The organism is Sphingobacterium sp. UGAL515B_05 (assembly GCF_033097525.1).
Lineage (GTDB): Bacteria > Bacteroidota > Bacteroidia > Sphingobacteriales > Sphingobacteriaceae > Sphingobacterium.
Genome location: NZ_CP109907.1, coordinates 2,622,468 through 2,638,388, shown reverse-complemented (window position 1 = coordinate 2,638,388; position 15,921 = coordinate 2,622,468). Strand labels below are relative to the sequence as shown.

8 protein-coding genes and 5 tRNA genes are annotated in these 15,921 nt (G+C 41.0%); 3 read left to right on the top strand and 10 right to left on the bottom strand.

The features are described 5' to 3' along the window. Positions 1-8: 8 nt before the first annotated feature. The 3 genes from OK025_RS10545 to OK025_RS10535 form a co-directional block, all read right to left on the bottom strand. The gene (locus OK025_RS10545; RefSeq protein WP_317669422.1) at positions 9-3,098 is read right to left on the bottom strand and encodes a TonB-dependent receptor; all 3,090 of its coding nucleotides are present in this window, start codon (positions 3,096-3,098) and stop codon (positions 9-11) included. A 257-nt stretch (positions 3,099-3,355) separates the two neighbouring features. Next, entirely contained in the window at positions 3,356-4,990 is a 1,635-nt protein-coding gene (locus OK025_RS10540; RefSeq protein ID WP_317669421.1) for a RagB/SusD family nutrient uptake outer membrane protein, read from the bottom strand. 17 nt (positions 4,991-5,007) lie between these two features. Continuing rightward, entirely contained in the window at positions 5,008-8,181 is a 3,174-nt protein-coding gene (locus OK025_RS10535) for a TonB-dependent receptor (RefSeq protein ID WP_317669420.1), read from the bottom strand. A 346-nt stretch (positions 8,182-8,527) separates the two neighbouring features. Here OK025_RS10535 and OK025_RS10530 point away from each other — a divergent pair, with 346 nt between their 5' ends. Beyond that, complete coding sequence (locus OK025_RS10530) at positions 8,528-8,881, top strand: transposase (protein WP_286851555.1); 354 nt, start codon at positions 8,528-8,530, stop codon at positions 8,879-8,881. Further along, positions 8,874-9,857: a transposase gene (locus OK025_RS10525; protein WP_286896806.1), complete on the top strand. Its 984-nt coding sequence runs from the start codon at positions 8,874-8,876 to the stop codon at positions 9,855-9,857. The genes OK025_RS10530 and OK025_RS10525 overlap by 8 nt, the downstream gene beginning before the upstream one ends. Positions 9,858-9,968: 111 nt before the next feature. Here the strand turns inward: OK025_RS10525 and OK025_RS10520 are convergent. The 5 genes from OK025_RS10520 to OK025_RS10500 form a co-directional block, all read right to left on the bottom strand. Beyond that, positions 9,969-10,041 (bottom strand) — tRNA-Met (locus OK025_RS10520). Between the two features lie 56 nt (positions 10,042-10,097). Further along, positions 10,098-10,170: transfer RNA gene (locus tag OK025_RS10515), tRNA-Met, on the bottom strand. Positions 10,171-10,226: 56 nt separating this feature from the next. Next, positions 10,227-10,299 (bottom strand) — tRNA-Met (locus tag OK025_RS10510). Positions 10,300-10,356: 57 nt separating this feature from the next. Next, a tRNA-Met gene (locus OK025_RS10505) sits at positions 10,357-10,429 on the bottom strand. A 56-nt stretch (positions 10,430-10,485) separates the two neighbouring features. Beyond that, a tRNA-Met gene (locus tag OK025_RS10500) sits at positions 10,486-10,558 on the bottom strand. A 115-nt stretch (positions 10,559-10,673) separates the two neighbouring features. On the opposite strand from OK025_RS10500, the gene era reads away from it, so the two are divergent. Next, the gene (era, locus tag OK025_RS10495) at positions 10,674-11,552 is read left to right on the top strand and encodes a GTPase Era (RefSeq protein WP_070570335.1); all 879 of its coding nucleotides are present in this window, start codon (positions 10,674-10,676) and stop codon (positions 11,550-11,552) included. A gap of 74 nt (positions 11,553-11,626) precedes the next feature. Here era and uvrC read toward each other — a convergent pair whose 3' ends face one another. Both uvrC and OK025_RS10485 read right to left on the bottom strand, forming a co-directional pair. Beyond that, complete coding sequence (uvrC, locus tag OK025_RS10490) at positions 11,627-13,426, bottom strand: excinuclease ABC subunit UvrC (RefSeq protein ID WP_317669419.1); 1,800 nt, start codon at positions 13,424-13,426, stop codon at positions 11,627-11,629. A gap of 93 nt (positions 13,427-13,519) precedes the next feature. Continuing rightward, entirely contained in the window at positions 13,520-15,790 is a 2,271-nt protein-coding gene (locus OK025_RS10485) for a transglycosylase domain-containing protein (RefSeq protein ID WP_120334967.1), read from the bottom strand. Between the last annotated feature and the right edge of the window lie 131 nt (positions 15,791-15,921).

Below are 15,921 nucleotides of genomic sequence, written 5' to 3'. Positions count from 1 at the left end.
CGTTAAAATTAAAATGTCACACTTGCGCCGAACATGTATTTGCGAACCATAGGATATACAGAAACACCTGTAGATCTGATCATTTGACCGCCTCCACCTTTGCCATCTGGCTCAGTCAACGGAAGTTCCGGATCAACACCTGAGTAGTTCGTAATTGTAAACAAGTTCTCTCCAGCTAAGAATACGCGTAAATTTTTGATGTTATACTTTTTCAGATCGAAGTTGTAGCCCAAAGTCAACGACCTCATCTTTAAAAAATTGTTACTTTCCAAGTAGCGTGTTGACGGCGAATTACCTTTATCTTGATTATCATATTTCGCTATCGGGTGAGTAGCTACATCGCCCGGTTTTTCCCAACGACTCCATCCATCTTGTAGTTTCATCTGATTACGATCTGTATATGTTCCGTCCGAATCAAATTCCTGACGTGAGTAATTATACAATTTCCCGCCCAACGAGAAACCAAAGACAGCATTTAAGTCAAACTGTTTATAATTTAAGGACGTACTGAAACCTCCAAAAAGATCTGGGTTTCCCTTCCCTACATTACGGAATGTGGCATCTGAATAATTAGATGTTGCTGTTCGCGTTTCGTTACCATCCGCATCAGTCGAATATTGATACCACATAGGTGCCCCATTATCTACGTTAACGCCAGCCCATTCTTTTAAGTAATAGGTATCTACCGGATAACCAGGTTGAAGCAGGCGTTGCGCCGATCCAGCGATTCCTGAACCATCTCCCGCTATAATTCGTTTGGATACAAGATTGCCATCAGCATCTTTTGTGGCGAAAAGTTCTGTCAGTTTATTCACATTGTGACTTAAATTAACATCCAGACTCCATTGCACATTGTCATTTCGAACGATGTCGCCACCGATGGTCAATTCAATCCCCCGGTTTTGCATCTTACCAATATTTTTCCAAATAGAGGTAACACCGGTCAGACCACTGATGGGAACTTGATAAAGTACATTGTCTGTTTTCTTGTCGTAATAATCAACATTAAATCTTAGTCGATTTTTTAACAAGGCTGCATCCACCCCAAAACCTGTTGTGTATGTTTTTTCCCAAGTCAGATTTTTATTACCGATTTGACTAATTAACGCCCCTGGTATACCATTATAACTTGATGATGCCGATACCGAATAAAGGCTATACTGTGGATATAATGAGCTCGGTCTATTACCTACCGATCCATATGCAACTCTCAATTTCAAGTTATCCACCCAATCAGCCTTAAACCAGTTTTCCTTATTGATATTCCAACCACCACTGACTGAAAAGAAGTTTCCATATTTTGCATTCGTACCAAAATTGGATGCTCCATCACGGCGGAACGATACCTGTGCCAAATATTTATTATCGTATGCATAGTTTGCATTAGACAAAAATGACTGTACTGCCCATTCGGAAATTCCGCCTCTGGTCCGCTCTGGTTTTGCAACAACATCCAATACCTCGAAACCATTTACAATACCCGTCCCATAAGCATCTAAGGTTTTTGTCCAATAGTCGTTAAATTCGTATGCAGCCAATCCATTCAGGCTATGTTTATCCCAAGTCTTGTTGAAACGTAAAATCTGGTTGGTATATCGACGGGCAAATTCCATGCGATAATCTGTCACACGACCAATTACACTTTCGCCACTGTTTGATCGTGGATCTTGATACCCGCTATCGGAATAACTATTGTAACGATAATTGTTGACTGAGGAGAAGGTCAACCAATCTGTTAATTTGACATCGAAATCTAAGTTACCCATAAATTCATAATTGGTATTGGCACTATGATTCCATTGCAAGTCATACAAGTAGTTTGTGCTTGCGTTGTTGACCCAGCCACTATAGCGGTGTGGCACTAAATTTCCATTAGCATCGTAAGGGCTATCCCATGGTAGATTACCATACATCGCATTGACATCATATTGACGATCATCAACAGAACGTTTAGAACCGACAATTGATGGTTTAATGGTCAACCAGTCAAAAGGTTTATAATTGGTACGCAATCTAAAGTTATAACGATCATAGTCATACCCTTTTACTGCACCAGCTTCGTTATAATACCCCAAAGACAAATAAGATTGCAATTTATCGGTACCACCTTGAATAGAAAGATTATGATTCTGTACAAATCCAGTTTTAGTAGCCAGCTTCCACCAGTCGAAATTACTATTGCGTAAGTCCGAATTCCAACGTGGAAATTTGATATCAGCTGGATTTGAGAATGAAGCAAAGTAGTCATAAAGTTCAGCTCCATCCATCATCTTCATGTGTCCATTAGAAAGTTGGTTAACCCCCATTTTGGTAGAAAAACTAATACTGGTCTTGGAAGCTGAAGGATTTTTTGTTGTGACGACAACAACACCATTTGCACCTTGAGAACCATAAATAGATGTTGAGGCAGCATCCTTTAATATCGTTAAAGATTCAATATCGTTAGGGTTGATATCACCTGGACTTGAACCAACAATGACGCCGTCAATAACCCATAGTGGACTTGTTGTACCACTTATTGTTGCCTGACCACGAATCACAACTCCACCATTTGATCCCGGTTTACCAGCTCCTGGTGCCACATAGACACCTGCGGCCTTACCATTTAACATATTCTCGACAGACGGAGTTGTTACGTCACGCAATTTGTCACCTTTCACAGCCTGAAGAGCACCGGTCAAACTTTCTTTTTTCTGTTGTGTTCCATAACCAACTATGACAACTTCCTGGAGTGCTTCGCTATTGGACTCAAGATTAATGTTAACAACCGACCCTGTCACTATCACTTCTTGCGCCTTATATCCAACACTTGTAATGACCAATACATCGCCATTTTTAGCATCAATTGTAAATCGTCCATCTACACCTGCGGATGTCGATTTAGCACTACCTTTCACACTAATGGTAGCACCTGCCAAGGGTCCGTCTACAGACCGCACTGTTCCGCTCACTTTTTGTTGATAAACAGCGCTATTCAACAATATGTTGTCGCCTGTAAATGTAAGACCATTAGCATTAGCTGAGTTATGTGTACTTGTAATGAGTAAAGCTAATGATAACAGGCTCAACTTGTGATTGTCGAGAATCTTTGAAATCATAATATTTAATAGTTAGTTTAAAAATTGATTAGCTTGCTAATCAAAATTTAGGTACATGAATGCTAAAACTAAAAGAAGATCACGCTATCTCAAAATTTAGCAGCAACGAAATCGATTGCGCCAATTAGACAAACGATTGCATAAACACATATTTATAACATTCAAAAATCTGGAGGTAATTATCTGGAAGGTGCATCCAATAAAACGGGCTCTTCAAATAATTGAGGAGCCCGTTTTCATTTGTTTTATGGGAAATACTAATAACCTTTGTTTTGGGTTAGCACACCATAAGATAAGTCAATTTGACCTTGTGGAATTGGCATCAAATATAGCTTATCATTCCAAGCACGTTCTTGCGCTAATCCATTGGATACATTGTAAATATTCTTCATCACATCGGGTGCTGTCTTCCAACGACGGATATCATAGTAACGTGTACCTTCTAAGATCAGTTCTATCGCCCGCTCGTTACGAATCAATTCTCTCAATTTAGCTTGAGACGCGTAAACAGTACGATCAACTTTAGGCATACCGGCTCTCTCTCGAAGTTGATCCAGTGCATCATACACAGAAGCATCCGGCCCTGACTTTTCGTTCTGCGCTTCAGCATAAGTAAGCAAGATTTCAGCATAACGTATTAGGATAATATTTGCATAGGAATCGACTTGTGCTCTACTGGATGTAGGATCAACCAGTTTTCTAAAATTGTATCCTGTTTGCGACATATTTGATTTACCACTCTGCCAAGCAAATTCATATCCACCTTCTTCTGTCAAAGCATTCCAAGGTGCTGTTTCAAACAAAACAGAAGCATAAAAACGTGGATCTCTATTTTTAAACTCTTTTACAAAATCTGATTTATCCGCTTTCGCATAATTGGCGGCCCGAGTAGCAGCCGAAACTTTTTCAACTGGCTGACCTGTTTTATAACTTGGATACAAATCAATTAGATTTTGCGTAGGTGTTAGGGAACTCCATCCACCAACACTTCCTTCCATTAAAAGAGTGTTATTGAACTGTGTTTGTGTCACAGGAATATATTGTCTGTCTAGAATGACTTCACTATTTCCTTCGTTTTCGACTTCAAATAGGCCTTCATAACTCCTTAATCCTAGTCTGAATTTAGTTTCGTCAGCTGCACTGCTGAAATCAACAAATTGACCATAGTTATCTTTTTTATCTCTTTCGGATTCACTACTTACTTTAAACAATGAATAACCTAAACCCATAACTTCGTTTGCTGTTGAAGCTGCTTTCTCCCAATTGTTTTCATATAAATAAAGACGGGCTTTCAATGCAAGAGCTGCTCCTTTGGTGATTCTACCTTTTTCAGATGCATAGGAAGCAGGTAATTTTGTGGAGACTTCCTGTAGTTCATTGTATAAAAATTCCAACACCTCACTTTTCTTCGTACGGGGCACATTAGCATTTTCCTTTGTTAATACTGTTGTGACTAAAGGAATATCCCCGAACTTTTCTACCATAGGAATATATAAAAATGCACGGATAAATCTTACCTCAGCTTTATAGCGCTCTTTCAATTCAGCGTCCATCGTTGCCTTATCTACATTTTCCAAAAAGTAGTTACAGGAACGAATAGAGATGTAATCCCATCCCGCGTCCAAATCAGTTGCAACTGAACCGGAAGAGATATCCGTAGATGCACTTTCCCATGGATATTGAGCGTGTACTAAATCGGATGCTCCATCCATATACATCGCGTCTGAAAGCTTTGCATAAATTGCATTTGCTGCCAATTTAACATCATTTTCGGTTTTCCAATAATCATCCTCGGCGATCTTATTCACAGGCGTGCGATCCAAAAAATCTTTGGAACATGCTCCCATTAAAAGGGTCGCTGCCAACATTGGATATAATATGTTTCTTTTCATTTCTCTTCGTTAAAAAATTAAAATTTAGCTGTCAATCCTACAGAAATAGTCTTCACCCCCGGATAACTTGCTCTTCCAGAACCTGTTTCAGGATCATAATCTCCAAGACGTTTGTCTGCCATGAACGTAAATGGATTAGTCGAAGATGCAAACAAACGCAACTGCGACATCTTCATATGACTTAATACTTCTTTAGGGAAAGTATAACCAAACGTAATTGCTCGAATTCTAAAATAGTTTCCGCTAAATAACCAGAAATCCGAGGTTCTGTAATTTTGTGGCGCATCTCCTGTCAATGTAATCCGTGGAAATGGTGCATCAGCCTTATTATTTTCCTCTGACCAGCCATTTATCCAATTCTTTTTAATATTGGCTCCGTTAAAAAATGGTGCAGAAGCCTCATTTTCCAAATATGTTTTCACCCCACCAACACCATAAGTCAAGACATCTAAATCAAAGTTCTTATAGGCCGCACGGAAGTTAAAACCATAATTGAACCAAGGAACATCATTCCCCAAAATACTACGGTCTTCAGGGCCTATCACTTTATCGCCATTGGTATCAACATATTTAATATCACCTATTTTAGTCGTTGCTCCAAGACTGCTTTGGTCAGCATGGTCATTTATTTCTGTCTGACTGGTAAATACACCCGCTGTCTTATAACCAAAATAGTCACCAACAGACCCACCTACGCGATTGATATAATATCCGTCTATAATCTCGTTCACACTACCCAACGTGATAATCTTATTTTTGATTTTTGAAATATTACCTGATAGGGAATAGGTAAATTCATCACCAATTTTCCCATTATATGTCAATGAAATCTCAATACCCTTATTCTGTGTTGTTCCCTGATTGTAATAAGGAGAGTGTTTTTTATCAAATCCTCCAGTCAGTAGTGGCGCTGGTTGCAATAAGATATCCTCTGTTCTTTTAACAAAATAATCAGCAACCAAATTGAATTTTCCTCCTAAAAATGTCGCGTCAATTCCAACATTACTCATTGACACCTTTTCCCATAAAGCCAAACGATTAGCTCCGTAAAGTTGCTCCATACCATCTACAGCCGTACCATCAAAACTGTAGGCAGAAAAACGATCCAAAAGGTTATAATAGTTTCCAATCGGAACAGCATCTTGGTTACCCAATGAACCGTAAGATCCACGGAGTTTTAATAGATCAACCCATTTAACATTCTCCATAAAAGATTCTTTATTGATGTTCCAGCCAGCTGAGAACGAAGGAAAAGTCGCTTTTCTAACCTCCGAAGCAAAACGCGAAGAATAGTCCATACGCAAGTTTGCTTCTAACAGATATTTATCTTTATAAGAATAATTAAAACGTCCAAAAAAGGAACGTAGTGCCCATTCGTCTTGCGTTGTACGGTTTGCTAAACCTGTATCATCCGAGCTGGGTGTTCCTGAATCACCATTAATAATCGTTGATGCATCATTGGTGACAAAATTTTTCCTTCCCAAAAATGCTTCGCGATACACATTAGACTCCTGGGATGCACCAACAGTCACTTTTCCAAAGTGGTCGCCAAATGTCCGTTCGTAGTTTACCGTACCTTGCAAGAGTAGTTCCTGACGTTTCCCCCAATATTCCTTCAATTCGTTGATCGTATTTGCGGTGGATGGCATAGGTTCCTTAGTTACGAAATTAGTAACAGGATCCGTACGGTTGATAAAATCGAAGGAGTTTGTATTCGTATATTTCAAAGACATCGCCCCATCTATCGACAGCCCTTTCAACGGCGTTAAAGATGCATTCGCGGCCAATTGCAGATAATTATCCCGATTGTTTCCTCTTCCGCCTTCGGTAATGGCACGTAATTGATTATTTTTTGCAATCGTTGCATTGGGTTTTCCATTTGAAATAGATCCCCATGAACCATCAGATTGACGAATCACCGTAAACGGCAAAGCTCTTCCCATTTCGACCCAGCTAATTGCACTCCCTGTGCGATCGAAATCCTGCTTAAGGAATGACATATTGGTATTAAATGTCAATAGATCCTTGATAACAGTGGTATTCGTATTGAGCTTCATATTAACGCGATCTTGTTTACGCCCCGGCACTAACGATTGCTGGTCAAAATAATTTAAGCCCAAGTAGTAATTGGTGATCTTGCCTGGGGCATTCACATTAAGTCCGACTTCACGCTGTGGAGCAGAGTGTCTTAGGACCTCATCGTACCAATTATTATTTGGGTAAAAATCGGGTTCAGATTGGTTCTTATATTTCTCGATAACCTCAGGAGTAAAAGTTGCGGTTTTCCCAACATTAAGCATTGCTTTGTTATACAGCTCTGCATACGTTACAGCATCGGCATATTCCGGTAAAAACGTTGCACTTTGAAATCCGTAATTTGCATTGAAACCGATAACTGCGCGCTCTCCGCCTCCGCGCTTGGTTGTCACCAAAATAACGCCATTTGCTGCTCGGGATCCATACAATGAAGCCGAAGCTGCATCTTTCAATACCGACATACTCGAGATATCGTTCGGGCTTAATGCCGAGAATTCTGCGCTAGTTGCTGGGATACCATCTATAATAAACATAGGTGATGGTGACCCCAAATTTGACCTACCCCGCACGGTTATTGACCCTGCATTGGAAGCTGCTCCGGAAGAGCTTCGTCCAACCTCCGCCGGACGACTCAACACTGTAACACCAGGACTAATCCCCTGCAAAGCATTTTGAAGAGATGTAACTGGTCGATCAGCCAATTGTTTTGGTGTAATCGTTGCGACTGAACCCGTCATGTTCACTTTCTTTTGTGTCCCGTATGCGACAACAACAACCTCTTCCAAAGCCTCATTTGCAGACTCCAAGTTGATGTTGACAACTGGGCTTGTGACAACGACTTCCTGTGCCTTATAGCCTATACTATTGATTAATAGCACATCTCCATTTTTAGCCTCGATACTAAATTGCCCATCGGCGCCAGACGACGTGGACTTAGAAGTCCCTTTAACACGAATGGTGACACCTGCTTTGGGACCGTCTGAAGCTGAGATTTTACCTGTTACTTTCTGCTGAAATAGTACATTGTTGAACAAAGCACTGTTTTCGGAGAAATTGAGACTGTTCGCATTAGCCATATTATGTGCACTTGTAACAAGTAGGGCTAAAGACAATAAGCTCAATTTTTGATTACCAAGAATCTTTGAAATGATCATATTTAATAGTTAGTTTAAAGATTGATTAGCGTTCTAATCAAAATTTAGGTAAATGAATGCTAAAACTAGAAGAAGATATGACGATATCAAAATATGGAATCAACGAAATCGATTGCGCAAACTAGACAAACGATTGCATAAACACACATTTTACAACGTAATCCAATATCAAAAAAGTAGAACGATTAAATAACAGCAAAAGACAGTTTTTTAACACGCTCACGACAATCGATAAAAAGAAATTTAGAAGAGTAGGAAAAAAGATGATCCTGAAAAACGGATCAAGCAGAATTCTTGGGGGAATACAAAAAATTTCCTAGTTTAGTTTGTTTAATACAGATATCCCTTGCAAGACGCCGAACGTAAATTACTATCCCTATTGATGCCCGAAGGGCTTTTAGAATACTTTCAGATTTTAGAAGTCGATCAGGTTGACAATCAGCTCCACATTTATCTAGACGAGCTTAATATTGCTCCAACGGGCTATGAGAACAGCAAGTTGGAGTCAAAGGGCTTTATGCCTTCCACAGAGATTTCAGACTTTCCCATTAGAGGTCAGAAAGTTACTCTACATATCCGCCGCCGCCGCTGGACAGTGTTAGATACGGGAGATATTATCACAAGAGATTGGAACCTGGTGCGTGAGGGTACTCGAATGACGACTGAATTCGGGCTTTTTTTAAAGAAGATATTTGGATAACTATCCTGTCAGTGCCCAATTGGTAGGGTTATTCTTCCAGGTGGACGGCAAGCAACTTCAGGATCAATACAAGAACCATCTCAGTGACTTCCATGACTGGAGCCAAAAGCCACATGCAGAGCGATGGACTCTTTTCCCCGGGAACATCTCTGAACGCTTGAGCATCGATGAGACCAGTTTTAGCAACGGTGAATTATATACCATTGTTAGCAGTAAATCGGCAAAAGGAGGTAAAGGGACGATCCTAGCGACTATCAAGGGCACCAAGGCCGAAGATATCATCACTGTTCTTGAGTTAATACCTTTACGGTCAAGGAATAAGGTAAAGGAGGTGACCATGGATATGGCGCCGAACATGGCCAAGGCAATCCGTAGATGTTTCAGGAATGCCAGGCGTGTGGTCGACCGGTTCCATGTCCAAAAGTTAGCTTACGATGCAGTGCAGGAACTTCGTATTAAGTATCGTTGGGAAGTATTGGATGCGGAAAGCAAGAAGATAATGGAATCGCGAAAGGGAGGAATCCCATATGAACCCGAGTTGTTGCCTAATGGAGACACGCTCAAACAGCTACTGGCTAGATCCAGACACCTCTTGTTCAAACACCCAAGCCGATGGTCCGAAAACCAGAAACACCGAGCTGAATTGTTGTTCATGCGGTTTCCCAAGCTAAAGCTCGCTTATGACCTTGGAATTGCCCTGGGTGACATATTCAATAAATGCCAGGACAAAAAGATAGCATTTACCAAACTGGGACTGTGGCATAATCAGGTTGAAAATGCGGGCATCGCTTCATTTGAGAGCGTAGCAAGATCCATTGCAGCGCATCATCAATACATTCTACACTACTTCGACAATAGAAGCACCAATGCTTCAGCAGAATCTTTCAATGCAAAGCTCAAAGCGTTCAGGAGTGTCTTTCGCGGTGTAAGGGACACCACATTCTTCCTATATAGAGTAATGAAATTGTATGCTTAAAAACTTCTCCTCCCCCAAACTTTCGGTATGATCCTGAAAAACAGGCGGTATTATAGCGTAAATTAGGACACAAAAAAAGCCAAGATATTCACCTCGGCTTTTTTCTTTTAGTAGCGGGGACCAGACTCGAACTAGTGACCTTCGGGTTATGAGCCCGACGAGCTACCAACTGCTCCACCCCGCAATGTATTTTAAGTTTCTTGAAAAGAACCGATCATTGCAACCGGCTCTCTCTTTTAGTAGCGGGGACCAGACTCGAACTAGTGACCTTCGGGTTATGAGCCCGACGAGCTACCAACTGCTCCACCCCGCAATGTATTTTAAATTTCTTGAAAAGAACCGATCATTGCAACCGGCTCTTTCTTTTAGTAGCGGGGACCAGACTCGAACTAGTGACCTTCGGGTTATGAGCCCGACGAGCTACCAACTGCTCCACCCCGCAATGTATTTTAAATTTCTTTTAAAAGAACCGATCATTGCAACCGGCTCTTTCTTTTAGTAGCGGGGACCAGACTCGAACTAGTGACCTTCGGGTTATGAGCCCGACGAGCTACCAACTGCTCCACCCCGCAATGTATTTTAAATTTCTTGAAAAGAACCGATCATTGCAACCGGCTCTTTCTTTTAGTAGCGGGGACCAGACTCGAACTAGTGACCTTCGGGTTATGAGCCCGACGAGCTACCAACTGCTCCACCCCGCAATATATTTTTGAACAAAATTGCTTTTTTCTTTTGAAAAAACAAGATTATGATCCTTCCGAATTGGAGTACAAAGATATATTTTGTTTCTTTGTAATCCTAATAAAATTTAGAAAAATGTCACATAAAGCAGGATTCGTAAGTATCATCGGAAAGCCAAATGCTGGTAAGTCCACCCTAATGAACGCTTTAGTGGGTGAAAAAATGTCTATCATTACACCCAAAGCGCAAACGACAAGACACCGCATTATCGGTATTGTAAACGATGAAGACCATCAAATTGTGTTTTCGGATACCCCTGGTGTTATCAAACCAAACTATTCTTTGCAAGAGTCAATGATGAATTTTGTCCAAGGATCGTTGATCGATGCAGACATTATTTTATTTGTGACAGATATCCACGAAAAATACGATGAGAACGATGTCCTGGAGAAATTGCGTAAAACAAATTCCCCTGTTGCCGTGCTTATCAACAAAATCGATAAATCTTCGGAAGAAGAGGTCAAGGCTAAGATTGAATTTTGGCAGGAAAAGTTAAATCCGGATACCGTTTTTGCGATTTCAGCAAAATTAAATCATAATGTTGCTGCCGTGATGCACTACATTAAGGACAAGTTACCTATTCACGAAGCCTATTATGAAAAGGATGAGTTAACGGATAAATCCATGCGTTTTTTTGTCTCTGAGATGATTCGTGAAAAAGTATTCAAACTATACGATAAAGAGATTCCCTACAGTACAGAAGTAATCGTTACATCTTACAAAGAAGAAGCAAATATCACACGTATTGCTGCCGAAATTATTGTTGAGCGCGACTCTCAAAAAAACATTATCATTGGAAAAGCGGGAGCCATGATCAAAAAAGTCGGCACCTATGCGCGCCAGGATATTGAAGAGTTTATCGACGGAAAAGTATTCCTCGAGCTTTTTGTTAAGGTAATTCCTGACTGGAGAAGTAAAAAGAACTACCTTAAACGTTTCGGCTACGACGATTAATCCGCATTGAAAAGTTCGTACGGAGATCTTTTTATACCGACCTCCCCTGCACGAACTGTTCTTCTTGTAAATTTTTACTTTGCAAAATATTCACGAAGTGCTTTAATCTGTTTCAGATTAAGCACTTTTTTTAGCTCTTCATCTGAGGCTTCTTTCGCTTTTTTCACTGATTTAAATTCAGTTAATACTTTCTCAACGGTTGTTTTACCTATACCCGGAACGTTTTCCAGCTCTGAAACGAAGGTCTTCCGGCTCCGTTGATTCCTGTGGAAGGTGATTCCGAAGCGGTGTGCCTCATCCCGAAGATGTTGAATGACCTTGAGGGTTTCAGATTTTTTATCTAAATAAAGTGGATATTGATCACCTGGATAGAAAAGCTCCTCCAGTCTTTTGGCAATACCGATGACGGTTACTTTTCGCTCGATCCCCAACAAGCGCAAACTCTTTAAGGCTGCGCCTAGCTGCCCTTTTCCGCCATCGATAATGATCAACTGCGGCAAAGGTTGATCTTCATCCAATAATCGCCTATAGCGTCTAAAAACAGCCTCCTCCATCGTGGCAAAATCGTTGGGTCCCTCAACTGTTTTCACATTAAAGTGTCGGTAATCCTTCTTCGAAGGTTTTGCATCCTTAAAGACAACAATAGCCGATACGGGATAATTCCCCTGAATATTCGAGTTATCAAAACATTCAATATGCTGTGGGAGCACGTTCATGCGAAGATCTTTTTGCATCTGCTTTAAGATGCGCTCGGTCCGAATGTCAGGATTAAGCTTTTCATATTGCAACAGACGCTCTTTTCTAAAAAATGCCACGTTCTTTTGAGACAGCTCCAGCAATTTTTTCTTTTCGCCCAGCTTCGGAACCGTAAATCGAATCCGTTCGTTCTCTTCAATATCTAATTCAAAGGGTACGATAATTTCCCGCGAAAGGCTTTTGAAGCGTTCCCGAATCTCCGGTATGGCCAAGGCCAAAAGCTCCTGTTCACTCTCATCCAGACGCCGTTTCATTTCGAGCGTCTGTGTCTGAATAATAACACCATTCATGACTTTCAGGTAATTGACAAAAGCGTAGCCCTCGTCTGAAGCAATACTAAATACATCCACATTTGTAATGGATGAGTTGACCACTGTAGACTTGCTCTGGTAATTGTCCAGCTTATCCAGCTTCGCCTTAATTAACTGCGCTCTTTCAAAATCCAGAGCTGCTGCTGCGGCAGCAATACTCTCCTTTAAACGATTGGTCACCACAGCAATCTTTCCGTTCAGAATATCCTTGATATCACTCAGGTTCTGATCGTAGTCGTCTTCGGACTGATACCCTTCACAGGGCCCCTTACAATTTCCAATTTGATATTCGAGACAGATCTTAAACTTACCTTTCCGTATATTTTCCTGTGTTAGGGCCAAATTGCAGGTACGGAGGGGAAACAATTCACGGATCAGATCCAATACAATATGCATCATTCCCACGGAAGGATAGGGGCCATAATAACGGGACCCATCCTTAATATATTGTCTGGTCCAAAAAACCCGCGGAAAAGGTTCGTTCTTGATGACAATCCATGGATAGGTTTTATCATCCTTCAACAGAACATTATACTTGGGCTTGTGTTTTTTGATCAATGAATTCTCAAGTAACCAAGCATCAATCTCCGTGTCAACGATGGTAAAAGATATGCGGTTGATCTTCCGAACCAAAACACGGGTTTTGCCATTCAGCTGATTTTCATTAACGAAATACGAGCCGACCCGGTTACGCAAATCCTTCGCTTTACCGATATAGATCAGTTCATTATTTTTATCAAAATACTGATAGACTCCCGGTCGATGCGGTATCTTCTTTAATTCTTCTCTATAGTCAAATACGTCCATTATGTTCCAATATCAAACACCTTCAGCAAAAAAGCCAGACAACAAATCTCGAAAAAATTTATTGTCTGGCCCAATGGTATTCGTTAAAATAACTTAGAAACCTAAGCGATCATCTTTTAGTTTAGTCGCATCTTTGCCGCTTGAATCCGTAGACCCATCTTCGACATCAGAGCCACCACCGCCCCAATACTGATTACAGTCAATGACGCGGGTAAGCCCACCCTGGGGTTGCTCAAAATCACCCTTGGTGTACTTCAAATTTGAATCTTTATACACTTTCTGCATGTAGTAGGCGAATACTGGCATCGCTGCTGCGGCCCCTTGTCCGTACTCCATCCTATCGAAACTAATGCCTCGATCTTCTGCACCAGTCCAAACACCTGTAACCAGTTCCGGTGTAATACCAATAAACCAGGCATCTGAGTTGTCGTTGGTTGTACCTGTTTTACCGCCAATTGGATTTGTGAGCTTATACATCCATTGAATACGTCTCGCCGTACCCTGGGATACCACCTTTTTCAGCATATCAACAATAATATAAGCGGATTCACTATTTAAGGCTTTTACGACCTTTGGTGCTTTATCATAGATCGGTGTACCATTTTTATCTTCAATACGTAAGATCGCTGTTGGCTCAATCCAAGTTCCTTGATTCACAAATGCAGAATAGGCACCCACCATATCAAAGACCGACGCTTCATAAGCGCCTAATGAGATCGATGGATAATTAGGCACATCACTTGTTATACCCATCCGTTTTGTCAATGCAGCTACTTCCGCAGCACCAACTTCGTGTACCAGATAGGCCGTCGCATAGTTTTGCGAATAAGCCAATGCTTTCGCTAAGGTAATCGGGTTTCCACCTTGTGCATTTCCTCTTGGTGTCCATCCGTTATAAGTTTGTTGGTAATTGGGAATACTGTAACATGGCGAATAACCGTTGTCAATCGCCACCGCGTACGTAAATGGTTTGGCCGTTGATCCGACTTGACGTGTACCCATTTTCACCTGATCATATTTGAAGTGATCAAAGTCTATACCTCCAACCCAGGCTTTGATATGTCCGGTCTTCGGCTCCATAGACATCATCGCATTGCGCAACATGAGTTTATTGTACTTAATGGAGTCCATTGGCGTCATCATCGTATCAACACTTCCCTTCCATGTAAATATATTCATCGGAACCTTGACATTGAAGGCCTTCTTGATCTCGTCTTCATTCAAGCCCTCTTCTTTCAAAATACGGTAACGGTCTGAGCGCTTCATTCCACTGATGAGCAGCTTGGCTTTATCCCCTTTAAAAGGATCCCTATTTTTCCATTGCGCAGCAAATTTAGACTGCAGTTGCTTCATCCACTCTTTTTGCGAATCTTCGGCATATTGCTGCATAGACATATTGATCGTCGTATAGATTTTCAATCCATCGCGATCGAGGTCATAAGGTGTGCCATCTGGTTTGGTGATGGACAATTTTGCAAATTCCTTTTTGATTTCATCCTTTAATACCGCTCTAAAATATGGCGCCAAACCCTCACCGTAATTTGCGATCTTAAGTTCTAAACCAAGTGGTTTTTCTTTCGCTTTTGTAGCCTCCTCAGCCGAAATAAAATTTGCGGCAACCATATTGTTCAACACCGTATTACGGCGAGTACGTGATTTTTCGGGATACCGCACCGGAGAATAGGCTCCCGGCCCTTTAAGCATCCCCACCAAAAGGGCCGCTTGGTCTGCTGTCAGTTTATCCGGAGTCGTATTGAAATAAGTCCGCGCGGCGGATTTTATTCCGTATGTATTGTAAGCACCAAAGTCTACCGTGTTAAAATACATGGTAATAATCTCATCTTTGGTATAATTTCTTTCCAAGCGAACAGCTGTAATCCATTCCTGAAATTTCTGGATGACACGCTTTAGAAAATTCTTTTGCCGTCCATCCGAAAATAGATTAAGTGCCAGCTGCTGTGTAATTGTACTTCCCCCCTGTTTGTTACCGGTCAGCGTGTGAAAGATCACTGTAAATGTACGTGAGTAGTCGATCCCAGAGTGATCATAAAAGCGTTTATCCTCTGTCGAAACCAATGCTTTGACCAAATAAGGTGACAATTCACTATACTTTACATTGGAGCGGTTTTGGACATAATAGGTTCCCAATACCTTATGATCTTCCGTGATAACTTCGGAAGCTAAATTACTTTTGGGGTTTTCCAAATCACTGAAGGAGGGTAATTTTCCAAATACGCCAAGACGTATACTCAATATAAAGAGGAAACCTATCGCGACGATCCCGACGATAATTTTCCAAAAATTGAACGTATACCGTTTGACATCAGCCTCAGTAAGTTGATTTTTTTTTGATACTCGTTTCATCTATTTACTAAATTTCAGACGTAAATATTATTCATTGTAAAGACCACAATACAGAGCCCATTTTTCCAGCCACAGTTATGTTCTGCAACCTTGGATACTGCTTTATTTCGATCTTTAAAGACTTCAATTAA

Excerpts from the sequence above, each read along its gene's own strand:
- OK025_RS10545 (WP_317669422.1), bottom strand. The coding sequence starts at position 3,098 with ATGATTTCAAAGATTCTCGACAATCACAAGTTGAGCCTGTTATCATTA.
- OK025_RS10540 (WP_317669421.1), bottom strand. The coding sequence starts at position 4,990 with ATGAAAAGAAACATATTATATCCAATGTTGGCAGCGACCCTTTTAATG.
- OK025_RS10535 (WP_317669420.1), bottom strand. The coding sequence starts at position 8,181 with ATGATCATTTCAAAGATTCTTGGTAATCAAAAATTGAGCTTATTGTCT.
- era (WP_070570335.1), top strand. The coding sequence starts at position 10,674 with ATGTCACATAAAGCAGGATTCGTAAGTATCATCGGAAAGCCAAATGCT.
- uvrC (WP_317669419.1), bottom strand. The coding sequence starts at position 13,426 with ATGGACGTATTTGACTATAGAGAAGAATTAAAGAAGATACCGCATCGA.
- OK025_RS10485 (WP_120334967.1), bottom strand. The coding sequence starts at position 15,790 with ATGAAACGAGTATCAAAAAAAAATCAACTTACTGAGGCTGATGTCAAA.